The organism is Thalassospira sp. CH_XMU1420-2 (genome assembly GCF_037029325.1).
Lineage (GTDB): Bacteria > Pseudomonadota > Alphaproteobacteria > Rhodospirillales > Thalassospiraceae > Thalassospira > Thalassospira povalilytica.
Genome location: NZ_JAYMEG010000003.1, coordinates 16,643 through 40,423, shown reverse-complemented (window position 1 = coordinate 40,423; position 23,781 = coordinate 16,643). Strand labels below are relative to the sequence as shown.

At 54.7% G+C, this 23,781-nt stretch carries 26 protein-coding genes; 19 read left to right on the top strand and 7 right to left on the bottom strand.

Features of this window, described 5'->3' with window-relative positions; all coding sequences use genetic code 11:
- Nucleotides 1–7: 7 nt before the first annotated feature.
- Together WA429_RS09815 and WA429_RS09810 are read right to left on the bottom strand one after the other, a co-directional pair.
- On the bottom strand, nucleotides 8–823 hold the full coding sequence (locus WA429_RS09815) for a glutathione S-transferase family protein (RefSeq protein ID WP_287465900.1): 816 nt from the start codon (nucleotides 821–823) through the stop codon (nucleotides 8–10).
- Complete coding sequence (locus WA429_RS09810; protein WP_287465898.1) at nucleotides 750–1,121, bottom strand: VOC family protein; 372 nt, start codon at nucleotides 1,119–1,121, stop codon at nucleotides 750–752. The genes WA429_RS09815 and WA429_RS09810 overlap by 74 nt, the downstream gene beginning before the upstream one ends.
- 62 nt (nucleotides 1,122–1,183) lie before the next feature.
- On the opposite strand from WA429_RS09810, the gene WA429_RS09805 reads away from it, so the two are divergent.
- The 7 genes from WA429_RS09805 to WA429_RS09775 all read left to right on the top strand — a co-directional run bounded on the left by WA429_RS09805 (nucleotide 1,184) and on the right by WA429_RS09775 (nucleotide 8,542).
- Nucleotides 1,184–2,113, top strand: coding sequence for a LysR family transcriptional regulator (locus WA429_RS09805; protein ID WP_287465897.1), 930 nt, complete (start codon nucleotides 1,184–1,186; stop codon nucleotides 2,111–2,113).
- A 178-nt stretch (nucleotides 2,114–2,291) separates the two neighbouring features.
- Nucleotides 2,292–2,867 carry a hypothetical protein gene (locus WA429_RS09800; RefSeq protein ID WP_287465896.1) on the top strand — a complete coding sequence of 192 codons (576 nt, stop codon included), beginning with the start codon at nucleotides 2,292–2,294 and terminating at the stop codon, nucleotides 2,865–2,867.
- Nucleotides 2,868–3,017: 150 nt separating this feature from the next.
- Nucleotides 3,018–3,860: a universal stress protein gene (locus tag WA429_RS09795; protein ID WP_287465895.1), complete on the top strand. Its 843-nt coding sequence runs from the start codon at nucleotides 3,018–3,020 to the stop codon at nucleotides 3,858–3,860.
- Between the two features lie 199 nt (nucleotides 3,861–4,059).
- A complete protein-coding gene (locus WA429_RS09790; RefSeq protein ID WP_228195862.1) occupies nucleotides 4,060–5,451 on the top strand; it encodes an aspartate aminotransferase family protein in 1,392 nt (463 codons plus the stop codon).
- Nucleotides 5,452–5,969: 518 nt separating this feature from the next.
- On the top strand, nucleotides 5,970–7,187 hold the full coding sequence (hemA, locus tag WA429_RS09785; RefSeq protein WP_068518173.1) for a 5-aminolevulinate synthase: 1,218 nt from the start codon (nucleotides 5,970–5,972) through the stop codon (nucleotides 7,185–7,187).
- A gap of 236 nt (nucleotides 7,188–7,423) precedes the next feature.
- Nucleotides 7,424–7,963 carry a hypothetical protein gene (locus tag WA429_RS09780; protein WP_228195861.1) on the top strand — a complete coding sequence of 180 codons (540 nt, stop codon included), beginning with the start codon at nucleotides 7,424–7,426 and terminating at the stop codon, nucleotides 7,961–7,963.
- 72 nt (nucleotides 7,964–8,035) lie between these two features.
- On the top strand, nucleotides 8,036–8,542 hold the full coding sequence (locus WA429_RS09775; RefSeq protein ID WP_206927310.1) for a GNAT family N-acetyltransferase: 507 nt from the start codon (nucleotides 8,036–8,038) through the stop codon (nucleotides 8,540–8,542).
- A gap of 135 nt (nucleotides 8,543–8,677) precedes the next feature.
- On the opposite strand, the gene WA429_RS09770 is transcribed toward WA429_RS09775, so the two are convergent.
- Nucleotides 8,678–9,421, bottom strand: a complete 744-nt coding sequence (locus WA429_RS09770; RefSeq protein ID WP_068518176.1) for an SDR family NAD(P)-dependent oxidoreductase — start codon at nucleotides 9,419–9,421, stop codon at nucleotides 8,678–8,680.
- Between the two features lie 220 nt (nucleotides 9,422–9,641).
- Here WA429_RS09770 and WA429_RS09765 point away from each other — a divergent pair, with 220 nt between their 5' ends.
- The gene (locus tag WA429_RS09765; RefSeq protein WP_287465892.1) at nucleotides 9,642–10,340 is read left to right on the top strand and encodes an SOS response-associated peptidase; all 699 of its coding nucleotides are present in this window, start codon (nucleotides 9,642–9,644) and stop codon (nucleotides 10,338–10,340) included.
- Between the two features lie 45 nt (nucleotides 10,341–10,385).
- Here the strand turns inward: WA429_RS09765 and WA429_RS09760 are convergent, their stop codons facing one another.
- Together WA429_RS09760 and WA429_RS09755 are read right to left on the bottom strand one after the other, a co-directional pair.
- Nucleotides 10,386–10,571, bottom strand: coding sequence for a hypothetical protein (locus WA429_RS09760; RefSeq protein ID WP_287465891.1), 186 nt, complete (start codon nucleotides 10,569–10,571; stop codon nucleotides 10,386–10,388).
- A gap of 206 nt (nucleotides 10,572–10,777) precedes the next feature.
- The gene (locus tag WA429_RS09755; RefSeq protein WP_287465889.1) at nucleotides 10,778–11,635 is read right to left on the bottom strand and encodes a universal stress protein; all 858 of its coding nucleotides are present in this window, start codon (nucleotides 11,633–11,635) and stop codon (nucleotides 10,778–10,780) included.
- 327 nt (nucleotides 11,636–11,962) lie between these two features.
- Between WA429_RS09755 and WA429_RS09750 the strand changes: the two genes are divergently transcribed.
- Nucleotides 11,963–12,271 carry an ArsR/SmtB family transcription factor gene (locus WA429_RS09750; RefSeq protein WP_068518179.1) on the top strand — a complete coding sequence of 103 codons (309 nt, stop codon included), beginning with the start codon at nucleotides 11,963–11,965 and terminating at the stop codon, nucleotides 12,269–12,271.
- An 89-nt stretch (nucleotides 12,272–12,360) separates the two neighbouring features.
- Here WA429_RS09750 and pdxH read toward each other — a convergent pair whose 3' ends face one another.
- Complete coding sequence (gene pdxH / locus WA429_RS09745; protein WP_068518180.1) at nucleotides 12,361–12,981, bottom strand: pyridoxamine 5'-phosphate oxidase; 621 nt, start codon at nucleotides 12,979–12,981, stop codon at nucleotides 12,361–12,363.
- A gap of 146 nt (nucleotides 12,982–13,127) precedes the next feature.
- Here pdxH and WA429_RS09740 point away from each other — a divergent pair, with 146 nt between their 5' ends.
- From WA429_RS09740 to WA429_RS09725, 4 genes are all read left to right on the top strand, one after another.
- Nucleotides 13,128–13,604 carry an RT0821/Lpp0805 family surface protein gene (locus WA429_RS09740; protein ID WP_101248070.1) on the top strand — a complete coding sequence of 159 codons (477 nt, stop codon included), beginning with the start codon at nucleotides 13,128–13,130 and terminating at the stop codon, nucleotides 13,602–13,604.
- A 194-nt stretch (nucleotides 13,605–13,798) separates the two neighbouring features.
- Nucleotides 13,799–14,725 carry a J domain-containing protein gene (locus tag WA429_RS09735; RefSeq protein ID WP_287465887.1) on the top strand — a complete coding sequence of 309 codons (927 nt, stop codon included), beginning with the start codon at nucleotides 13,799–13,801 and terminating at the stop codon, nucleotides 14,723–14,725.
- Nucleotides 14,726–14,891: 166 nt separating this feature from the next.
- A complete protein-coding gene (locus tag WA429_RS09730) occupies nucleotides 14,892–16,265 on the top strand; it encodes a mechanosensitive ion channel family protein (RefSeq protein WP_287465885.1) in 1,374 nt (457 codons plus the stop codon).
- A gap of 184 nt (nucleotides 16,266–16,449) precedes the next feature.
- Entirely contained in the window at nucleotides 16,450–17,256 is an 807-nt protein-coding gene (locus WA429_RS09725; protein ID WP_287465884.1) for an SDR family NAD(P)-dependent oxidoreductase, read from the top strand.
- A 31-nt stretch (nucleotides 17,257–17,287) separates the two neighbouring features.
- Here WA429_RS09725 and WA429_RS09720 read toward each other — a convergent pair whose 3' ends face one another.
- A complete protein-coding gene (locus WA429_RS09720; RefSeq protein WP_068518182.1) occupies nucleotides 17,288–18,646 on the bottom strand; it encodes a YihY family inner membrane protein in 1,359 nt (452 codons plus the stop codon).
- A 202-nt stretch (nucleotides 18,647–18,848) separates the two neighbouring features.
- On the opposite strand from WA429_RS09720, the gene fabI reads away from it, so the two are divergent.
- The 6 genes from fabI to WA429_RS09690 all read left to right on the top strand — a co-directional run bounded on the left by fabI (nucleotide 18,849) and on the right by WA429_RS09690 (nucleotide 23,733).
- The gene (gene fabI / locus WA429_RS09715; protein ID WP_068518183.1) at nucleotides 18,849–19,679 is read left to right on the top strand and encodes an enoyl-ACP reductase FabI; all 831 of its coding nucleotides are present in this window, start codon (nucleotides 18,849–18,851) and stop codon (nucleotides 19,677–19,679) included.
- A 92-nt stretch (nucleotides 19,680–19,771) separates the two neighbouring features.
- The gene (gene aroC / locus WA429_RS09710; RefSeq protein ID WP_287465882.1) at nucleotides 19,772–20,875 is read left to right on the top strand and encodes a chorismate synthase; all 1,104 of its coding nucleotides are present in this window, start codon (nucleotides 19,772–19,774) and stop codon (nucleotides 20,873–20,875) included.
- 43 nt (nucleotides 20,876–20,918) lie between these two features.
- On the top strand, nucleotides 20,919–22,130 hold the full coding sequence (locus tag WA429_RS09705) for a hypothetical protein (RefSeq protein ID WP_287465881.1): 1,212 nt from the start codon (nucleotides 20,919–20,921) through the stop codon (nucleotides 22,128–22,130).
- Between the two features lie 191 nt (nucleotides 22,131–22,321).
- Complete coding sequence (locus tag WA429_RS09700) at nucleotides 22,322–22,927, top strand: TetR/AcrR family transcriptional regulator (protein ID WP_068518186.1); 606 nt, start codon at nucleotides 22,322–22,324, stop codon at nucleotides 22,925–22,927.
- Nucleotides 22,928–22,965: 38 nt separating this feature from the next.
- Complete coding sequence (locus WA429_RS09695; protein WP_287465880.1) at nucleotides 22,966–23,433, top strand: DUF2269 family protein; 468 nt, start codon at nucleotides 22,966–22,968, stop codon at nucleotides 23,431–23,433.
- 21 nt (nucleotides 23,434–23,454) lie between these two features.
- Nucleotides 23,455–23,733 carry a hypothetical protein gene (locus WA429_RS09690; RefSeq protein ID WP_287465878.1) on the top strand — a complete coding sequence of 93 codons (279 nt, stop codon included), beginning with the start codon at nucleotides 23,455–23,457 and terminating at the stop codon, nucleotides 23,731–23,733.
- Nucleotides 23,734–23,781: the final 48 nt, after the last annotated feature.

Sequence of the window (23,781 nt, the reverse complement as noted above, 5' to 3'; positions counted from 1 at the left end):
CACGTCATCAGCTTGGTGGCGCAAGCACAATGTTGTCTTGCGGTATCATGCGTAAACGGTTTGCCAGATATCCACCCTTGCACGCGATGAACTCGTGCAGTTCCCGATAATAGGTGGCGGGCACTGCGTTTCGGACCGTCTCGTGCTTGGCCAAATCGCTTGCCCAACCACGCAACCCGGGAAAACCGGCAAACAGATCCCGGTTTAGCGCGACCGCGATCACGGCAAAAGGCCGAAAAACCGTCGCAAAAACGATATCGAGCATCGAAAGCTCTTTGCCCGCGCCTAAGGCCTGTGGCAACACAAGACCGGACACAATCGACATCTGTTTGTGGATCTGATGCATCGTTGCATCGAAGCTGTTTTCAGACAGATCGCGATAAATCATATCTGCCGTGAGGGATAATAACTTATCCCCGATCGCAACCACCCCCTGCGCAAAGGCAAGGTCGTAGGCATCCGTCGCATACGGGCTTTTACCCGCTATTGCCTCAAGGTATTGGCAGATGGCGGCGGCCTCAAACAAGGTCCGCCCATCATCAACCACCAAAACAGGAACATTTCCGGTTGGGCTTAGCCCCAGAAACCAGTCCGGCTTGGCATCAAGGACAATGTCTGTGCGTTTGTGGGTAATGCCATTTTGCGCCAGAACCATCGCGACACGCTGGACATAGGGGCAAAGCCGGTGACCGATCAAATGATACGATGTCATCAGTTCATCGTCCTTAGCATCACAACCAATCATCGCCCTAGCCCATATGATGGATGTTGAGTTTGTTACCATCCGGATCGCGGAAGTAGGCCGCGTAAAACCCGCTTTCATGTCGTTGACCCGGCTCACCTTCCGACGTCGCACCAAGCGAGATCGCCTTTTTATAAAGCGCATCGACCTGATCACGCGACGCTGTTGAAAGTGCGATCATCGTGCCATTTCCAACCGTCGCCGCATTCCCGTCAAACGGAACATGCACCGAAAACGCGGGGACGTTTTCGCTAGCACTCCAAACGATAAAGTCCGGCTGATCAAAGACCCGCTGCGCACCAAAGCCGGCAAGCAATGCGTCATAGAACGCGCCCGAACGGGATAAGTCATTGGTGCCGAGTGATGTGTATCCGATCATGTTTTCTTTCCTGACATATGAAGGTGAAATCCGTATGTCGACCAATGTAGGTAATTTCAATTTTGCAATACACAGGCAATTTTGTAGTGTTTAATTGCAAATTTGAAATGGAGTATTCGGTGGATTGGAACTACATCAAGTCATTTCTTGCCATTGTCGAAACGGGAAATCTCGAACAGGCAGCACAGAAAATCCGGGTAAGCACCACTACGGTATTTCGCCATATCCACGCCCTGGAGGAGCAAACAGGAAGCCGGTTGTTTGATCGAATACGCGGTCAATATCACTTGACTGACACGGGAAATGAAATGCTCGTTCCCGCCCGTCAGATCATGAATAGTTTCGATACCATCAGCACTCATGTTGCCGGTGCCGATACTGACCTTGGCGGGTTGGTCCGATTAACCGCCCCGACCAGTTTTTCATATTTTCTCTTGCCAGATTGCATCGCCAAACTTCATCAACGCTGGCCCGAAATTCAGGTGGAATTGCTTGCCAGCAATCTGGAATTCAATATGACACAGCGATATGCAGATATTGCCATTCGCGTTGCGGCAAACCCGCCAGACCATCTCGTTGGTACCGAAGTCCGAACAATTGAATGGGGCATATACGGCGCAACAGGAAAATACACACCGGACGGGCTAGACACGATGTTCGATCACAGGTTCATCGGTGGTGCAGGAAACCTTGTGGGTCACGCGACGTTCAAGTGGCTCGATCAACATATTCGCAAACCATACAAACATCGAACAGATGATCTGATTGCCATGGCGCAGCTTGCACATGCGGGATGTGGCCTTGCCTGTTTGCCTGCTGATCTTGCCCGGCCCGGTTTGCAATTGCTGGCAAAGCTGCCTGATGTTCCTGCAAACAGGCTTTGGGTTTTGACCCATCCTGATCTGCGCCATATTTCGCGCATCCGCGAAACCATGCGCTGGATCAGCAAGTCCTTGAAAAATGATACTCGGCTGAATCTTGCTCAGACTTAGGTGTTCGGCGCACCAAACATCGCAATGATGGATTGTTCATCCTCGCAGACTGGACAGCGTTAACAACCACGTTCAATATGCTCCCAAGCAAAAGCAAAGTCATAGCACCAACTGTGACGGCCCCGGGACAACAGATGACGCGATGCGGGCGATCGCCCGACGGTCAAAGGAGCAACGCATGTCGACGCACAAGACGGCCAAATGCCTGACCATGATTGCAATGGGTCTTGCCTTGTCCGGGTGTTTGCTTGAGGCCAAGGAACCGGTCACTGTCACCAACGATTCCCAAACCCTTGTCACGCCATGGGGCGCGCCATCCGGTGTATCTCGTGCCACGGCGACGCCTTCCGGCATGGCGGCAAAACCGCAGGGCCAGGACAATCTGGTGATGATGGAAGACGCCAATCGCAAGGCCCTTGACCAGATTCAGCAAAAACAGATCGACGAGGCACGCATAGCACTTGGCATCCTTGACCGCATGGCGCAACGCTGCGTTCAGGAAGGCGACAGTGCCGCCTGTGCCACACTTCAGACCAATTGGGGAACACTGTCCCAGCAGTTGCACAAAACTTTGTCGATGATGTCGGGCAACAATATGCAGATGCCCTCAACCGGCCCGTCCGGATCGTCTGCCATGCCTGCGATCGAGGACAGCGAACCGATGAAACCGGTTATGGACACCCCGCCCGCCAACAACACCGCCCCTTCTATGGAAAAGGTCATCCCGATGACCCAGCCCGGCGTTGACGGTTGAAGATCTTTTATCCTCAATGACCTGCAATTTGAGATAGAACAAAGAAAACTTCCGATTACCCCGATATCTTGGTTGGCATGACGTTATGGCCTGTCGGGCTTGGCACCGCTCTGGTCTGCGCCACGTCTTTCACCCAACGGAGATCGCCCAATGTATCGGGATATTCTTGTTCATATCGACACCTCGCCAGCGTGCAAGGAACGTCTTTCGGTCGCATTGAAAATTGCAAAGGCTCAGAACGCCCACCTTACGGGTCTGTTTCTTTTGCCCTATGCCGAAATTCCGCGCTTCATGGAAGTTCAGATCACCGAGGAAATCATCTCCCAGCAGCGCGCAGCCATGGCCGAAACCGCCAATGATGCGCGCAAGGACTTCGAAAACACCTGCAAGGAAGCCGGTATTGCCTTTAGCTGGCAGCAGACAGCCTGTGCGGCATCTGAAATTGCCGATACCGCTGCCATGTATGCCCGTCACCATGATTTGACGATCATGGGTCAGCATGATCCTGAAAGTTCAGATCCGTGTTCGGCATCGGACATGCCCGACAAGGTCATTCTGACATCGGGCGCACCGGTTCTGGTCGTGCCCTATGTCGGGCGTTTCGATACGATCGGCGAACGTGTGATGGTGGCCTGGAAACCCTATCGCGAGGCCGTCCGTGCCGTGAATGACAGCATGCCGATCCTCGAAGGTGCGAAATCCGCGCTTATCCTGTGTGCCGACCCGAACAAGGGTGCACGCGATACCATGCCGGTACCCGGTGTGAATGTGACAGCGCGTCTTGAACGCCACGGCATCAAGGTGCGCCATGAAACCATGAATGCGTCGGGTATCAGTGTTGGCGATCTGGTGCTGTCACGTGCGGCAGATGAAAGCATCGATCTGCTGATTTGCGGGGCCTATGGCCGTCCGCGCCTGCGTGAACTGATGATGGGCGGTGTGACCCAGCATCTTCTGCGTCACATGACGGTTCCGGTTCTGATGTCGCATTGATCCTCCATCATCACGTTTGACACAGAAACCACACAAAACCGGTCAGTCGATCTGACCGGTTTTGTTGTTTTGTGACCCGAACCGCACACCAACAGACCGGTCTGATCAGGAAAGAGTTGCGCCGCACACCGGTAAGCTTAAAGTGCGATGAACAGCTTTCGGGTTTCAGGGTCCCACATCAAGAATTAAGAGGTTCGAAATGACCATCGACGCCACCAACGTCAATCCGACCGTCCCGGGGAATTCGGATGCAAGCCGCGATGTCGCAAGCTATCTGCATCCCTATACCAATCTGGTCACGCATGAAAAAACCGGCCCGCATATCATTACCGGCGGCGACGGTATTTATGTCATCGATGACAGCGGCCGCAAGATCATCGAAGGCATGGCAGGCCTTTGGTGTGCGTCGCTCGGTTTTAGCGAAAAGCGCCTGGTCGAAGCCGCCACCAAGCAGTTGAACACCCTGCCCTATTATCACACCTTTGCGTCCAAAAGCACCAACCCGGCGATTGATCTGGCCGAGAAGCTTCTGGAAATCGTCCCGGTGCCGATGTCCAAGGTCTTCTTTGCCAATAGCGGCTCGGAGGCAACGGATTCTGCGGTCAAGATGGTCTGGTACTATCACAACGCCATCGGCCAGCCCGAAAAGAAAAAGATCATCTCGCGCAAGAAAGGTTACCACGGTGTCACCGTTGCCGCGGCATCGATGACCGGTCTTCCGGGCAACCACAAGCTGTTTGATCTTCCGATTGACCGGATTCTTCACACCGAAACACCGCATTACTGGCGCGAAGCACAGCCCGGCGAAGAAGAAGAAGATTTCGCAACCCGCCTTGCCGAACAGCTCGAAGATCTTATCCAGGCCGAAGGCCCCGAAACCGTCGGTGCATTTATCGCCGAACCGATCATGGGGGCCGGTGGTGTCATCGTGCCGCCGCGCACCTATTTCGAAAAGATCCAGGACGTCCTGAAAAAATACGACATCCTGTTCATTGCCGATGAAGTGATCTGCGGGTTTGGCCGTACCGGTCGCATGTTCGCGACTGAAACCTTCAACCTCAAACCCGACATGATCACGGTGGCCAAACAGCTGTCATCGGCCTATCAGCCGATTTCGGCCCTGTTCATCAATGACAAGATTTATCAGGCGGTCAAAAAGGGTTCGAACGAGGTCGGCACATTCGGCCACGGATTTACCTATTCCGGTCATCCGGTGGCGGCAGCGGTCGCGCTTGAAACGCTCAGGATCTATGAAGAAGACGGCATCATCGAACATGTGCGCACCATCATGTCGCCGTTCCAGAAACGGCTTAAAGACCTGAACAAGTTCGAACATGTCGGCGAAACCCGTGGGCGTGGCCTGATCGGAGCGTTTGAGCTGGTTGCGGACAAATGCGCGAAAACGCCGTTCGAGCCCTATGGCGCGGCGGGCAAGGCGGTTGCCGAGGCCTGCCTTGCACAGGGTGTGATCCTGCGTGCCTTGGGCGATACCGTTGCCTTCTGCCCGCCACTGATCATCACCGAACAGCAGATCCACGAAATGTTTGACGCGGTCGAGGCCGGCCTGACGGCCTGGCACGCGTCCCGTTAAGCGGGCTGCTCCCGCCAGAATGACATTCAAATCCCGCGCGACACGTATGGTTGCGCGGGATTTTTTGTTCCACGACTGCAAGTGACAATTTGGCGTCAGGGCGATAAATAGAAATCCATCAAGCACACTCGGGCAATTGATCGATTTTATCTATATCTAAAATCAATATAATTGTGCGGCCAAATACGTTCAAATCCTTGCCAAATGAAGACAATAGGCCCAAATTGGGAACTGTATTGAGACGGGGCGCGTCCGCATTTGACGATACGGGACGCCTCTTGGGCAAGATCGACAAACGAGAGACGAAACACCTTCTCTGCTCGGACGGTTCCAAACAAAACTGGAATCGCTTTAATTTTTGACAAGGGTCAATGCCCGATCGGTTGCCATGTCCGATAAGGGAACAATCAAGCCCCGGTCAAAAGACGGATCGTCCGGATCCATGATCAGGTCGGGGCGCTGACAGAGCTTTGTGACCAGCCACCTTGGTCACACAGAGACAGGCGAAAGAACCAAAGATGAATTATAACAACTTCTTCAAAGACGCGTTGTCAGGCCTGAAAGCAGAAGGCCGCTATCGCGTGTTCGCCAACCTTGAACGTATTGTCGGCAAATTCCCCAAGGCCCTGTACCATCCGGGCAATGGTGACGCCCCGCGTGAAATTACTGTTTGGTGTTCCAACGATTACCTTGGCATGGGACAGCACCCAAAGGTGCTTGCCGCCATGCAGGATGCCATCACCGGCCAGGGTGGCGGTGCGGGCGGTACCCGAAACATTTCCGGCTCCAACCATCTTCATGTCGCGCTTGAGCAGGAGCTCGCCGATTTGCATGGCAAGGAAGCCGCACTTTTGATGACGTCGGGCTATGTTGCGAACTGGACGACGCTGTCGACACTTGGTTCCAAGCTGCCTGATTGTGTGATCATTTCGGATTCGCAAAACCACAATTCGATGATCGAAGGCATGCGCCATTCCAAGGCCGAACGCCGGATATGGGAACATAACAATGTCGAAAATCTTGAAGCGATCCTGAAGGATATCGGCCCCGAACGTGCCAAGATCGTTGCCTTTGAATCGGTCTATTCGATGGATGGCGATATTGCCCCGATCGGCCAGATCCTTGATCTTTGTGAAAAATACAACGCCATTTCATATCTGGACGAAGTCCACGCGGTTGGCATGTATGGCCCGCGCGGCGGCGGTGTTGCCGAACGCGATGGCGTCATGGACCGTGTCGACATCATCCAGGGCACGCTTGCCAAGGCCTTTGGCGTGATTGGCGGCTATATCGCGGCCAAACCCGAAATCGTTGATTTCGTGCGAAGCTTTGGCAACGGCTTTATCTTTACCAGTTCCCAGCCGCCAAGCATTGCGGCAGGTGCGCTTGCTTCCGTCCGTCATCTCAAGGAAAGCGATGCGGAACGCCAGGCCCAGAAAGAACGTGCAGAAACCCTGCGTCAGCGGATGCGCGCAGCCGGGCTTCCGGTCATGGACGCGCCAAGCCATATCGTGCCGCTGATGGTTGGCGATGCCGCCATGTGCAAGGAAGCCAGCGACCGCCTGTTGTTTGAACATGACATCTATGTTCAGCCGATCAATTACCCGACCGTTCCGCGCGGCACCGAGCGCCTGCGCTTTACCCCCGGCCCGCTTCATGATGACGAGCTGATTGATCATTTGATCGACTCGCTTCTGACGGTATGGGGACAGCTCGGTATCTCCAAGGCTGCCTGAAACACCAGACAGACCAGATAACAAAGGCCGGTGGCATTTGCCCCGGCCTTTTTCGTGATCCGGTCAAAATGACGGCCCGTACCGCTATGTGATTGATGTCCGACATTTGCTTTCGCACGCGCGCGCTCTATATTGAGGTCTGCATAGGGGTTGCCCGTTTCGATACGGAAAATCCAACTTGCAACTAAGAACCGTTCGCGTTAACGTCGGGCCCGTTGTCACACAGGGACCGCATCATGTATTCGGATAGAACCTTGCTTCCCAAAGAATGTCTGCGACTTTGCGCGCTTGGCACCCTTGCCCTTTCGGACAAACCGATCAGCTATGCCGATCTGGCCAATTCTGTGCGCCATTTCATGTCCCATATCATGGGGCCGTCGCTTGATATGATGGGAAGCTCGCTTCAGCTTCTGAAACTTGAAGGTCTGGTCAAGGAAGACACCGCGAACGGATCATTTTCCGACGCGCAACTGAGCCTGACGACAGCGGGCCATGAAAAATTCGTCGAACTGATGCAGGGCAACCTGCGCGATACATCGGGCGAACTTTCCCGTCTGATCATGGCGCTCAAGATGCGTTTTCTGCATCTTCTTGATGACGATATCCGCGCCGAACAGATCGAGATCCTTCAGGATGTCTGCGAACTTGATCTTGACCGTGTTCTTGCCCTTCGCGAAGAGCATTCCAACGAGGCCGGAAATTTCACCGGCTGGCTCGAAATGGAAGTCAAACGACTTGAACAAAAGCGCGACTGGCTGAAAAGCCTGTTGGCCTGAGACATTTTCCCGTTATAGTCGTGACTGAAGACCAGCAGGAAGCCGGTCAAACGTCACAGGCAGGGACGGAAAATGTTGATACGTGAAGAAACCGAAAAAGACTTCGCGGCAATTAATGCGCTTTTGGCCAGTGCTTTTGAAACGGCCCCTCATAGCCAACAAACCGAACATCTGATTGTTGATGCACTCAGAAAAAGCGGCAATCTGACACTTTCACTGATTGCCGAAGAAGACGACGAACTGGTCGGCTGCATTGCCTTCTCGCCCGTTCGTATCAACGGGGTGCATTGCGATTGGTACGGTTTGGGACCGGTGGCCGTTACCCCGGACCGGCAAGGCATGGGAATCGGTTCCGAACTTGTCCAAAGCGGCATTCGTCATCTGCGTGCCAATGATGCACGCGGCTGTGTGGTATTGGGGGAACCCAATTATTACAGCCGGTTTGGCTTTGCCCCGCTGCCCGGGTTGAAGCTTGACGGGGTGCCCGACGAATATTTCATGGCCCGGCCACTGATCAATGACGTCCCGACCGGCAATGTCGATTACGATCCGGCATTTGATATCAAACCGTCTGCCTAGACCCCGACGACAAGCACCAGGTCTTGCCCGCGCTGTTTGACACAGCCAACGCAGATGGCTCGCACCCCGCCCCGTTCAGACATTATGACATGATCTGAATGACTTGACCTTCTTCGTGCACCGTCATGTCAACACCTAATAAAGATGCTGACCGCCAGTGACAAAGATTTCGGTTCCCGTGACATAACTGCTGTCATCACCGACCAGATAATGCACTGCTGCCGCCACGTCTTCGGGGGTTCCCATGCGGTTCATCGGGATACGCGGCACCAGTGCCTCATATTCCGGGGAAATCATGTCGGTCTTGATCTCGCCCGGTGCCACCGCATTGACCCGCACGCCCAGTTCGGCAAATTCCACCGCCATTTCACGGGTCAGCCCGGAAAGGGCCGCCTTTGACGTCGAATAGGCCGATCCGGCAAACGGATGCACATAATGCCCGGCGATCGAGGTGATGTTGCAAATCGCCCCTTTTCCACGATGCAAAGCAGCGGCAAAACCGCGCGCCAGTGTCAGCGGCGTAAAGAAATTAAGTTCGAAAACGTCGCGCCAGGCACCGATATCCCCGTTCAGGCAGCCCAATCGTTCCTTATAGGGGGTCTTTGGTGACACCCCGGCATTATTGACCAGCGCATGCAGCGGATCATCGCCCAGAACTTCGTTAGCCTGTGCGATAAAGGATTCGACATCTTCGGGTTTGGAAAGGTCGGCACGAATGTGGATCCCCTGTGCCGGGTCGCGCGGACAGCTTGGCGGCGGCGCTTCACGTGAACAGCAAATCACGCGCCAGCCACGCCGGGCAAAATATCCAACCGTGACATGACCGATGCCTCGGCTGGCACCTGTCAGGACAACTGTTTTCGGGGCGCTACTGGTCATTTATTCTGCTCACTTCGCGACTGGGGCATCTTCACCGGCCCGGCCCTGATCGGACCTGGCGGGTGACTGCCTTCTTATAGCATTGCCACACCAAACCATTGAAGCAAAAGCCCGGAAAAGATCAATTTTTTAACAGCACATCGCACATTTCGCCGCGTCACGCTGTTTGGCATGACATGCAATAGCCGTTATGATCGGGCCACGGCATCGGTGAAAAGATATGTGCAGTCGATTTGATCTTAATAGCGACATTCGGGCTTTTCAGGTTCAGCTTGGGCTGAATATGGAAGATATCCGGCGTATGGCAATGCAGGATGAAAACCGCACGGCCAATGCCAATGATGAGCTCCGAGATGACGTTTCAGATGACCTTGATGCCGCGTTTGAAGGGCTGACGGGCACACGCCGCCCGACAGACCCGATTGCCGTCATCCTGCCCGGTCAAAAAGTTGCGATACGATCCTGGGGATTGACCGTGCCCGGCCTGAACAGCCCGATGATCAATGCGCGGGCCGAAACCCTTCGGGAAAAGCCGACCTTTCGCCCGTTACTTGAACGGCGCTGTCTGATCCCGGCGACGGGCTGGTATGAATGGCGCAAGGATGGCACGGCCAAACACAAAAACCGGATCACCCTGCCCGATCATCAGCCGTTTCTGTTCGCAGGACTCGAAAATGGACGCGAAGCCACCATCATTACCTGCGCACCCTCACCCGCCATTGCCCATATTCATAACCGAATGCCCGCGATTATCGGCCCCAATCATATCGCACCGTGGCTGGACCCGATGATCGGTTTTGAAGATCTTGGTCACATGCTGGGCCCGTTGCCCGACCACATACTGGCCTGGCACGAAGAAACACCGGGACCCCAAACATCCGGCCCAGATCGCAATCAGATTGATTTGTTTTCGAAATAGGATCACCCGCAAACGGGTTCGATCAACGCTTACATCCCGGCAGGATTAGTCGAGATCAACATCATTTGCCGCACAGGGCGCTGCACCGCATCCACATATATCCGAAGCGAGACCGGCCTTGCCCGCAACAACGGCGCCAAGATCGGGAAGACCGACCTTCGGGTTGTTGAGTTCATGTGCCAAATCCTCGGACATGGCTGCGAAATCAATGACATCGCGCAATGATAACATGGGAATTCCCCTGCCAGACGTTTCTCTTCCTCAATGCGAAACGCCTCGTTTATCGGGGTTTCGTCTTTGTAAGATTTCCGTAACCCTGTCGCGAATTGTTCGCGAGTGCAACAAAAAAAGGCGCATCAAGATGCGCCTTTCGTCCTTCTCGAACGCGAAACTGCCGGTTAGCGCCGCGAAATCATATGGTTAAGATGACCGTTGCCTCAGTGCATAATCCAAAGCGGCAAGGTGCATTTCGCCAGCATATCCTGGGTCACACCGCCAAGGATCATCTCCTTGAAGCGCGAATGGCTGTAAGCGCCCAGAACAATCGTATCCGCACCGCATTTTTCCGCCTCGGAAATCAAGGCATTAGCCACATTTGACGTTTCGGTATTGTCAACGACCCTGGCTTCGACTCCATGCCAGCGGAACTGCTCGGCCAATGCTTTGCCACAGGCCCGGCCATACGGGACATCGCCGATACTGACGATTGTCACTTCCTTGGCACTGCGCAAAAGCGGCATGGCCGAGGTCACGGCACGGGCGGCTTCGACCCCGCCATTCCAGGCGATCATGACTTTTTCGCCGACCGTTGCCGGGGCTGCTTCCGGCGCGACCAAGATCGGGCGCCCGGTTTCCATCAGCGCGGCATCAAAGGTCAGCGACGCCGATGCTTCCTTGGGATCCCGACCGATCACCACAAGATCAAACAGCCGCCCGCGGCGGGCAACGGTTTCATCTTCGCGGCCGCTATCCTTGCGCCAGGCGCAGGTCGGCTTGGTTTCCCGGGATGGTGTATCGGATGTTTCGACACCCGATGCCTTAACAGCAGCCTCAAACGATGCCTTGCCGCTGACTTCGCGTTTTTCGGTTTCGTTTTCAGCAGCGCGGATCATTTCTTCGATGATCAGACCCGACATGCCTTCGCCAACGATCGGGATGGCGTCCTGCGGTTCGGCGGCAACGAACAGCGCCTCAAGATGGGCGTCAAATCGCTTGGCCATCCGAAAGGCCGTTTCCATCACCCGTTCATCAATGGCAGTCCCTGCCACCGGTGCCAGAATTGTTCGTATTGCCATAGTACACACTCCCGCCAGTCAGTTTGATAACCGAGCGACCCGAAAGCCGAGCCCGGCCTTTTTCAGGTCTGTGTCAAGTTTGCAGCTTTTGGCCGCCCATTTCTTTGTTCAAGATCAAACTTCGGTCTATGTGATTGCCATTGTTACACATATCAAAGGCCCGATCCCGTTTTTCATTAAGCCTAACACATAAAATGATTGTATCATCTATGGTTGTGATTACGATGGCGGTTTCAATATCGAACCAAAAATTTCGTCCTTTAAAAATCGCAAAAGCACAACATCGGACGAACACACACACAGAACTTTGAATGGGTCATCTGGCGAATGGATTATGAAGCACTCCAGGAGAATGTCCGCGAAGCAGCGGAATTTCTCAAAACCCTTGGCAATGAGTGGCGCCTGATGATCCTGTGCTCACTCGGGGATCAGGAAAAGTCGGTCGGCACGCTGGAAAACGAACTGGGCATCAAACAATCGGCCCTGTCACAGCATCTGGCACGTTTGCGCCGCGAAGGACTGGTGAAAACCCGTCGCGAAGCCCAAACGATCTATTATTCGCTGGCCAATCCCGACATCATGAAGGTGATCGTGATTTTACAGGAAATCTTCTGCCCGCCCGAAGACAAAGCCTGACCTGTCGGGACGCGCACGCTTGCCAAAGAAAAACGCACAAAGTCATCTGACCTTGTGCGTTTTGTTTTATCCGTTACAGCCCGCCTGGCTTATGGGAACAGCTTGTCGATGTCCCAGCCCGCATCGTTGGCATCACGGGTATAAAGTTTGCGGTCATGCAGACGGAATTTTCCTTCGGACCAGAATTCAATACGATCCGGGACAAGACGGAAACCGCCCCAGTGATCCGGGCGCGGCACTTTGCCAAGGCCGAATTTGGCGGTGAATTCCGCCACCCGTTTTTCCAGATCAAAGCGCCCACTCATCGGACGCGACTGGATCGATGCCCAGGCGCCAAGCTGACTGCCGCGGGGGCGGGATGCGAAATATTCATCCGATTCAGCGCCATCAACTTTCGATACCTTGCCCTCGATGCGGACGCATTTTTCAAGTGTCTTCCAGTGGAAACACAGCGCGGCATAGCTGTTTTCGGCAAGCTGACTGCCCTTGCGGCTTTCATAGTTGGTGTAGAAAACGAACCCGCGCGGATCAAACCCCTTAAGCAGGACAATCCGTGCTGATGGCCGCCCCTGCGCATCGGCAGTCGCCAGCGTCATGGCATCCGGATAGGCTTTTTCCGCAGATTTGGCCTCGTCAAACCATGACTGAAACTGTTCAAAGGGCGCTTCATGGGGTTCGTGCCCAAATTTTGGCGTATTTTTTTCGTCCATTGGGAAAAGAATTCCTTCGGCTGAGTGAATTAGTTGCCTTTCTGCGCAACTTATTCGGAACATCGGTGGCAGACGCATCGTTTGATTAACATATATACGCAAAGCATATCGGTTGGGACCGTAAAGACAAGATGGGCAAAACAAACATGAAATTCCGTCATATCGTAATTCCGGTCGTCATGACCGCCTTTATCGCTGGCTGCGCCCAGGACCAGGGTCAGAAGCAGACGGCTGGCACCCTTCTTGGGGCTGTTGGCGGTGCGGTTGCCGGATCGCAGTTTGGTAAAGGCAAAGGCCAGTTGGTCGGTGTCGCACTTGGTACGCTTGCCGGTGCCTTCATCGGTAGCGAGGTCGGCCGTTCGCTTGATAACGCGGACCGGGCCATCATGGCGCAAAGCACGCAGCGGACGCTTGAAGCGACCCCGACAGGTCAGACTTCCACCTGGCAGAACCCCGATACCGGTGTTCAGGGCACGGTCACCCCGACCCGCACCTATCAGGAACCCAAGACCCAGGAATATTGCCGCGAATATCAACAGACTGTCATGATCGGCGGCCAGGAAGAAACCGCCTATGGCACGGCTTGCCGCAAACCGGATGGCAGCTGGCAGGTTGTGAACTGATCAATATCTGGCCGTCTGGCCAAAACACCGAACAAGGCGGCGCAATCAGTCTGATTGGCGTCGCCTTTTCGCATTCCGACACCTGAAAAGACACATGCAAACAGGACTTGCTGATCGCGAATAAGGTTCATATTTCACCGATCATGATCTAATAATGAACCAACGTGCTTTTTGTTTTTACAACCGGTCTGGACATGCAAGATCCCTACAAGACGCTTGGCGTTTCAAAAAACGCCAGTCAGGAAGAAATCAAGAAAGCCTATCGCAAGCTGGCGCGCGAACTCCATCCCGATGTAAATCCCGGCGACGCTAAAATCGAGGAACGCTTCAAAAAGGTATCAAGCGCCTATCACCTTTTGGGTGACGCCGAACGCCGCAAGAAGTTCGACAATGGCGAAATCGATGCCGAAGGCCGCGAAACAAGCCCGTTCGCACGTGGCGGCGGACGTTCCGGCGGTTTTGGCGGCGGCAATGGTGATCCGTTCGGCTTTTCCGGTGCCAATGCCGAGGATATCTTTGACGAGATATTCGGCAAGGGACGCGGTCGCGGTGGTGGCGGTTTCGGCGGCTTTGGCGGGGAACGCAAACCCCAGAAAGTTAAAGGCCCGAATATTTCCTATGAGCTGAGCCTTGATTTTGCCGAAGCCATTCTGGGAACGACCAAGCGCATCAATCTTGCCAGTGGCAAAAGTCTTGAAGTCCGCATCCCGCCCGGAAGCGAGGATGAGCAGACCTTGCGCCTCAAGGGTCAGGGCATGGCCGGCATTAATGGTGGCGAACCGGGTGATGCATTGATCAAGCTGCATGTCCATCCGGACAAGACATTCCGTCGCGAAGGCAATGACATTCATTGTGATCTGGCAATCAGCCTGTCCGAAGCCATTCTTGGCGGCTCGATCGAAGTGCCGATCATTGACGGCAAGGTCAATATGAAGCTTCCCGCCAACGCCAATAGCGGCACCAAATTGCGGTTGCGCGGCAAGGGTGCGCCCTATGACCGCGGCAACAAGCGCGGTGATCAATATGTGCATCTGACGGTGAAACTTCCCGATGAACGCGATGATGAACTGATCGATTTCATCCGGGAATGGTCAGAAAAGCATCCCTACAAGACGCGCTGAACATCATTTCAAAAGCCGGCATTTGCCGGCTTTTTTCTTGTTCCTGATCAACCGCCGACCCTGGACCGCAATCATCTGACTGTAAATATGGTTTCGTGTTACCATATGGAATCAAAGGATTTTGGATCCCCATTCAGTTGGCAAAAGACCAAACAGCAATCAGGGCATGATGGAACAATTCACCAATCCGGACCAATACGCAAAGTGGCTTGAACAGGCTATCAACTGGCTTTCGGCCAATGTATTGCTGATCCCGATCCTGATACAGATTGTCGCCTGTGTCGCGGTGATCATTCCGGCATTGCTGTTGCGTTCGCGTCTGGAAAAACTGTTGGCGCGGCTGCAAAAATGGAAACCGTTTTTGCAATATGCCGGCTTTCGGCGGTTCGCCAATGTTCTGCCCGATCTGGCCTTTCCCTTGTTGCTGGTGGTGTTTGTCTGGCTGCTTGATGCCATCGCGGTTCAGGCCGGATATCGTCACAATGTCATTCGACTGATTGCAAGCCTGCTGAATGCCTGGATCGTCATTCGACTGGCCGCTGCCATTGTCAATGATCCGGTGTGGTCGCGCACCATTGCCGCGGTTGCCTGGGGGCTGGCGGCATTGAACATTGTCGGATGGCTGGATCCGACGATTGAAATCCTTGACGGGCTGGCCATGCAGGTCGGCGAATTCCGGGTATCAGTTTACGGAATTATCAAGGCTGTGCTGTCACTTGCGGTATTGCTTTGGGTTGCATCATTTGCATCACGCCTGTTTGAACAGCGCATTCAGAAAGTCCACCGCCTGACCCCGTCGGTTCAGGTCCTGATGGCAAAGCTTCTGAAACTTGTGTTGCTTTCGGTTGCGGTCTTGTTTGCGTTGTCGACCATCGGGGTCGATTTAACCGCACTTGCCGTGTTTGGCGGTGCGGTTGGTGTCGGGATCGGGCTTGGCCTGCAACGGATTGTTGCCAACCTGATCAGTGGTGTGATTCTGCTTCTGGACCGGTCGATCAAACCCGGCGATGTCATTGCGATTGGCGAAACCTTTGGCTGGATCCAGTCGCTGGGTGCCAGATACACCGCCGTTCGCACCCGTGACGGCACCGAATTCCTGATCCCGAACGAAGACCTGATCACCACCCAGGTCGAAAACTGGAGCCATTCCGACGTCAAACTGCGTCTGAAAATCCCGGTTGGCATTTCCTATAACTGCGATCCGCATTTCGCAATCAAGCTGTGCAACGAAGCCGCCGCGAAGTGCCAACGCGTTCTGGAAAACCCGGGGCCGAACACCCTGTTGCGCGGGTTTGGCGATAATTCGGTTGATCTGGAAATCCGGTTCTGGATCGATGATCCGCAAAATGGCCGGGGCAACATCATCAGCGAAATCCTGCTGAATGTCTGGGATGCTTTCAAGGAACACGATATCGAAATCCCGTTCCCGCAACGTGACCTGCATTTGCGCAGCGGCGACACCCCGATCAAGATCGAAATGAGTTCCCCGCAATCCCCGCCGCAAACGCCAAAACCCCATGGCGCGTCGCAGGACGCATAACCATAATCGTCACGGTTGGTTTGCCTTCAGGTTGCTGTCAGCTCGATCGGACAAAATGTCTCCGTACGCTGAACCATCCAATGCAAAAGCATCCAACGCAACCTGTGCGGAGCCACCGTGAACGATTTTGCCCATCTGTTTATTCCCTTGTCTATGACTCTGGCGCGACCGATCGGGCATCGCCATGCGGGTTGATGGTAAACGCGTCTTTCTGACCGGGGCGACCGGCGGTATTGGTCGTCCGCTTTCTGCGGTTCTGCGATCACGTGGGGCAATTGTTACGACCCATGACCATGCCGAACAGGGTGATCTGATGGAACAGATCGATACGGTTTGTAAGTCACTGCGCGAAAACACCCCGGATATTCTTGTCAATCTGGCGGCGATCAACGCGTTTGATCTTGCCGAACATCAGAATTACGACGCGTTGCTGACACTGGATCTGCTGGTGCCCATGCGCCTGTGTCAGGCGGTCTTGCCCGCCATGCGCAATCGCGGCCATGGTCAGATCGTCAATATCGGATCAATGGCCGGCCTTATCGCCCCGGCACATCTAAGCGGATATGTCGCAGCCAAGGCCGGGCTTAAGGGATTTAGTGATGCCTTGCGCCGCGAAGTTGCCCGCAATGGCATCGAGGTATGCCACATCGCACCGCGCGCTACTCACACAGGTATGAATAGTGCGAAACTCGGACTGCTTCATCGGCAAACCGCAACATCCGAAGATCGCCCGCGTGATATCGCAATCCGGATCGCCAACGCCATTGAACGCAACCGGATCGACCTGCGCACCGGCTGGCCCGAACGGCTGTTGGCACAGATCAATGCCCTGTGCCCCGCCATTATGGATAAAATCCTGCACAGCCATACCCGAACCGGTTTGGATATTCTGTGTTCCGATCAACAAAATTCCAGGATTGCGGATATCGCGGATGTCGCGAATGCAGGCCCCGCACCGTCAGGCACGGTTACCCACAAAACCACTGCCTAAGGCCAACGCCTAAATCCGGGCGATCCCCAGATCAGCCGATGGTATCGGTCATGTCCTTTTGATCGATTTCACGGGACTTTTGTTGATGCGGGTCGGCTTCGACCGGTTCGGGAACCTTGTCTTCGGGGCGCGGTGTATCAAGCAACTCACCAACACTGATATCAAGAACAGACTGGCGTTTCTTTTCCAACTCGACCAGCCGTTCGCGCATCACCACCGGCCAGCCACCATCGGTCTGCACCAGCAACAACCGGTCATAATCAAGAAACAGCCCAAGCCGTGTCATCAATTGCATCAGGCTGATCCGTGACAAATCCCCGGATAACAGCCAGCGATGGCTTTCTGATCGGTCAATCAGCTTTTCACGTCGCAGGGCGGCCAGCGCCCAGTTAAGGTCACGCCCGCCGAGCTTCAATTCGCGCATCATGCGACGATAGGTCGGCGGTTTCCCGGCTTCGTGGAAACGGTGTTGCAGATATTCCAGCACACGCAAGACCGCAATGATCCGTTCCATATGTCCCGGAACCGCCCCGCGCGGATCGGGGATCAGTCCGGCTGCCCGCGCTGCACGCCATTCCGATTGTGCGGCGGCCACCTGTGCGCCGAGCAAAATGACGATCCAGGTCAGATACATCCACAACAGGAAAATCGGTACCACCGCCACCGCCCCATAGATCGTCTGATAGGTCGGAAAGTTGGTGACGTAAAATCCGAACCCCTTTTTAAGGGCCTCGAACAGCAATGCGGCAACCATGCCCCCGACAGCCCCGTCGCGGATTTCCACAGAACGGTTTGGCATGCCGATAAACAGCAGTGAAAAGGCCGCTGCCGACAAAAAGAACGGTGCAATAAAGGTCAGTTGGCCGATCTGCTGGCCCAGTGCCTCGCCACCGACCAGATGGCGCATGGCAAAGATATAGGACGCCAATGACAGGCTAAGCCCCAAAAGCATCGGCCCGACCGTCAACAAGGTCCAGAAAACCACAAGCCGCGACAGCAATTTGCGCGGGCTGGTCACGCGGAAGACGTCATTCATCGCCCCTTCGATCGCGCCCAGCAACATCACGGCGGTCAGGCCAAGCACAATGGTGCCAACAGCGGTCATCTGGCCTGTATTTTGAAGGAAACTTCCCAGATACCCGCTGACCTGTTCGCCGGTTTCAGGCAGAAAGTTATTCAGAACAACGTCCATGATCTGATCTTTGAACTGATCAAAAACCGGAAATGCCGAAAGAACCGTCAGCGCCACGGCAAGAAACGGAACCATTGCCAGAAGCGTCGTGTAAGACAGGCCCGCTGCGCGCTGCACCGATTTGTCATGGACAAAACGCATGGCGGCATAGCGCCAGAATGCGGTCCGATCCGCGATCATTTTCTGAATTTCGACCATTAAACGCTTATCCCTACGCATTTTCCGGTTATACTGCACGTGATCAACAAGATAGCGTGCCCGCACACGTTAGGACAGGCCAGATTGACCTTGAGCTAGCTTTGTGTAGGATGCGCCGAATGTCTAATGCCTCCTGTGCCGGTCGCGGCTTTGATTGAATGCCTCCACCTGCCAGAGAGAGATCGTGGGAACGAGAGGAAAAATGAGCCTGTCCACCGAAAACATTTCGGGCCTGATGGCCGGTAAGCGTGGCCTGATTATGGGCGTCGCCAACGATAAATCCATCGCTTGGGGCATTGCACGTGCCGCTGCCGCCGCCGGTGCCGAAATTGCTTTTACCTTCCAGGGTGAGGCCCTCGAAAAACGTGTTCGTCCGCTTGCTGAATCTGTCGGCAGCGACATCGTCTTGCCATGTGACGTGTCGGACGCGGCCAGCATTGACGCTGTTTTTGACACGCTCAAGGAAAAATGGGGCAAGCTGGACTTCGTCGTCCACGCCATCGGCTATTCCGACAAGAACGAATTGCGTGGTCGCTATGTCGACACCTCGCCTGAAAACTTCGCCATGTCGATGAATATCTCGGTTTATTCGTTCACTGCTGTTGCCCAGCGTGCCGAAAAACTGATGTCTGCGGGTGGGTCGCTTCTGACCCTGTCCTATTACGGGGCAGAAAAAGTCATGCCGCATTACAACGTCATGGGCGTTGCCAAGGCGGCCCTTGAAGCCAGCGTAAAATATCTTGCCAATGACCTTGGTCCGGATGGCATTCGTGTGAATGCGATTTCGGCCGGCCCGATGAAGACCCTTGCGGCTTCGGGTATTGGCGATTTCCGCTATATCCTGAAATGGAATGAATACAATTCGCCGATGCGTCGCAACGTCACCCTTGATGATGTTGGCGGGTCCGGCCTGTACTTCCTGTCTGATCTGTCGACCGGTGTTACCGGCGAAACCCACCATGTCGATTGTGGTTATCACACGGTCGGCATGAAACAGGTTGATGCGCCTGACATCTCGGTTGTTAAAGGCTGATCAGCAAAAACGCTTATTTCCGGGCCGCCCAAAATCCTTTAAAGATCGGGCGGCCCGATTTGTCTCTGACCCTTGCATTCTGGAATTCGGATATGGCTGGCAACAGTTTTGGAACTCTTTTTCGGTTCACCACCTTTGGCGAAAGCCACGGCCCGGCAATTGGCTGTGTCGTTGATGGTGTGCCCCCCCTTCTGGAACTTTCCGAAGCCGACATTCAGGAATTCCTTGAAAAACGCAAACCCGGTCAGTCGCGCTTTACGACCCAGCGTCGCGAACCTGATCAGGTCAAAATCCTTTCGGGTGTGTTCGAAGGCAAAACCACCGGAACCCCGATCGGGCTTCTGATTGAAAACGTTGATCAGCGGTCCAAGGATTACGGCGAAATCAAAAACCAGTTCCGCCCGGGCCATGCCGATTACACCTATTGGGAAAAATACGGCACACGTGATTATCGTGGCGGCGGTCGTTCTTCGGCCCGCGAAACGGCGATGCGTGTTGCCGCCGGTGCCATTGCCCGCAAGGTTCTTGGCGATGATATCCAGATCCGCGCTGCACTTGTCAAAATGGGTACCAAGGAAATCAATCGCGACAACTGGAACTGGAACGAAGTTGATAACAACCCGTTCTTCTGTCCCGATCCCGAAGCGGTACCGGTATTCGAAGAATATCTTGATGGCCTGCGCAAGGATGGCTCATCGGTTGGCGCGGTGATCGAAGTCGTTTGTTCCGGCGTTCAGGTCGGGCTTGGGGATCCGGTTTATGACAAACTTGATGCCGATCTGGCCAAGGCGATGATGACGATCAATGCGGTCAAGGGTGTCGAAATCGGTAACGGTTTTGAAGCAGCCGAACTGACCGGCATTGAAAATGCCGATGAAATGCGCCTTGGCAATGATGGCAAACCGGTTTTCGGCTCCAACCACGCAGGCGGCATTCTGGGCGGGATTTCATCCGGGCAGGACATTGTGGTGCGTTTTGCGGTCAAACCGACCAGTTCGATCCTGACTCCGCGCAAAAGCATCGACATCTATGGCAAGGAAGTTGATGTCGTCACCAAGGGCCGCCATGACCCGTGTGTTGGCATTCGCGGCGTTCCGGTTGGCGAAGCCATGGCCGCCATCGTGCTTGCCGATCACCTTCTGCGCCACCGCGCGCAATGCGAAGGCTGGAACACCAACAAACATTTCCCCAGCTGATAATTGGGGTCTTTGCCCAAGGTTTCCTGTCACAACCGGGTTGATGCCACGTCTTGATGGCATGAACCCAGTATTGCTCAAAACCCTGATCTCACTTGCTGCATCCAACAACAAGCCCGCCAAGAGCGGATCCCTTGGTGATGATGCACAACTGCGTGGCCGCACGATCCTCTATCCGGACGAGGCATTGGATCTGCCCGAATGGGGAATTGCCGGAATGCCCGGCATGGTCCTTGGCGCGGCACCGCAGACCTGTCTGTTTGTCAGTGATCTGCACATATCAGACGCCAGTGACGATGCTCATAGCAGCGACACGGCATCTGGCGACAATGCATCCACGACAAACGACAGCAGCAATGATCAGGACAAGGACGCCGGCGAAATCGTTTCTTTCAGTCTGACGCTCAAATGCAATCCTGCACCTGAAAGCAATCTGAAATCCTGTACCATTGTCTGGAAGCTTGCCCTTCCGGTTGCCGGCTATCGCGACATCCAGACCAGCAGCAACAGCGCAAGTGTACGCGCCCCGGTCATTCACACCCGGATGAAAATTGGCGGCATCGTGAGAGATGTTGAAATCGGCCTGTTGGAAATGGGTGGCCTTGAACAGCCACTGCTGATCGGACAGGACACCCTGGCTGACAAATTCCTGATCCGTCCGGACAGAACCGAAAAAGACAGGAAAGTCGCAACCCCGTCCGTCGATCTCAATCCGCAAAAACCGGTCGACAGCCCCGCACCTGCGGCCAAGGATGGTTCAGCGCCGACCACACCGGCGACACCTGCAACGCCAGGCGCAACAGCGGATGCAACCCCGACCTCGACTACGGCAGCGTCCCCGACTACGGCGACGACCACGCCCGATACTCAGCCAGCATCCGTAACGCCGACACCGGATACGGCAGCGACACCAGAAGCACAGCAGCCCCCGACAGCACAGCAGGACAGTATACCTGATGCATCCGGTGCACCCGCTACACCCGGCACCAACGAACAAAGCCAGGAACCCCGGTCGGCCGACACAGCGACCGGCACCGACGGCAACAACACACAAACCAACCCGGCACCCGTCCCCGCGACCGGCACGGATACACCAGCAACACCGGACACAACGAGCACCCCGGAAGTCCCCCCGCAACCTGCAACAGATACCCCCGATACATCACAAGATGGATCCACCAATCCCGATGTATCCCCCGATACCAAAACCGCCCCAACGGCGGACAGCACGGAACAAACGCCCAACCCCGTCTGACGTTCCTGCGACATATCCCTGTATAAACTGCACCGTCCCGATTTGGACGGTGCTTTTGTTTTGGCAGCGATTTGGGAAACCCGGAAATCCGCCACCTTTTTCACCGATCAACGGTCGATTTTTCCTTGAAATGCGGGTCTTTACCCGCTAATGTTAACTTAGTTAACATAAGAAAATCGAGATACGAGCTAATGGGGAAATACCATCACGGTGACGTCCGTAATGTTCTTTTGCAAAAAGCCGAAACCATCCTGACAGAAGAAGGCCCGACCGGGCTGTCATTGCGCCGTCTGGCCCGCATGACCGGTGTATCAGAAGCCGCACCCTATCGTCATTTTGACGGAAAGGATGGCATTTTGGCGGCAGTTGCAATTGCCGCGTTTGAACGCTTTGCCGAACAGCTTGAATCTGTGGCGGCAAGTGTTGCGCATCACGAAGAACGCATCATGAAGCTTGGTGCGGCCTATGTCGGCTTTGCCGTGGAAAATCCGCAACATTTCCGACTGATCTTTGGCCGCGAACGTCCGCCACTTGATCAATATCCCGAATTGCGTGATGCCGCGGATAATGCCTTTGATGTGTTGCAACGCGCGGTGACCTCGGTCGATCGCAAGGCCGAAATGACCCTGACCGAGGCCGCAACGGCCTATAACCGTGCGCTTGCCGCTTGGAGCCGTGCGCATGGCATTGCCATGCTGGTGATTGACGGCATGATCGTGCCGCCAGCCGATCAGGAACTTGGCGATTTTGTCCTTGGCCTTCTTGCAGAAGACCTGACCGCCCCGACCGATCTGTAACCCCGCCTTTTTCAACCGCCATCAAACCGGATCAACCGATGGAATATTTCACCGTTAAATTCATTCATGTTCTTGGCGTTGTGCTGTTTCTTGGCAACATCATTGTATCGGCACTGTGGAAGACACAGGCCGACAAAACCGGCAATCCTGTGATCATTGCCTTTGCCTGTCGGCTGGTGAATATGACGGATCTGGCCTTTACCGCATTGGGCGGTGCCTTGATAACCATTGGCGGGATCGGGTTGTTTCATGCGACCGGAATTGCGATTTCGGATGCGCCCCATCTGACAATCGGCATCAGCCTGTTTGGCATGGCCGCAATGCTTTGGGTGACGGGGTTGGTCCCCTTGCAAATCTACATGTCAAAGATCGCCAGCCGGACCGTACAGGCGGGCGATCAAGCCATGCCACCGGCCTATGAAAAATGCCGCAAACTTTGGAATATCATCGGGCTGATTGCCGTTATCTTGCCGCTGGCAACCCTGTATTTCATGATTTACCGCTAGGCAGAGCCAAGACGCTGGCATTTGGCGGGTATTGCCCATCGCATCCGTCACAGCGGTGATGCCAACACCATGATTGCTAAGGTCATCACCGTCGGCCACGCCATTTGCGCCATGCCGCGCCGTATGGCGCCACATACCGGGCTTCATCACCTGCCCGACACGGCATTACCGCCCCCGCCATCAGTTGATATCAGCCTGATGGGGCGTGACCGTACCAATCGGGTGCCGTGTGGACTGGCCGTTGGTGCGATTGCCGCCTTGTTGCCTGATGAAGTTGCCATTGAAACGGCTCCGGGCTGATTAACCGGGCAATCTTCCACCATGTGAAAAGACGTTTTATGTGATTGA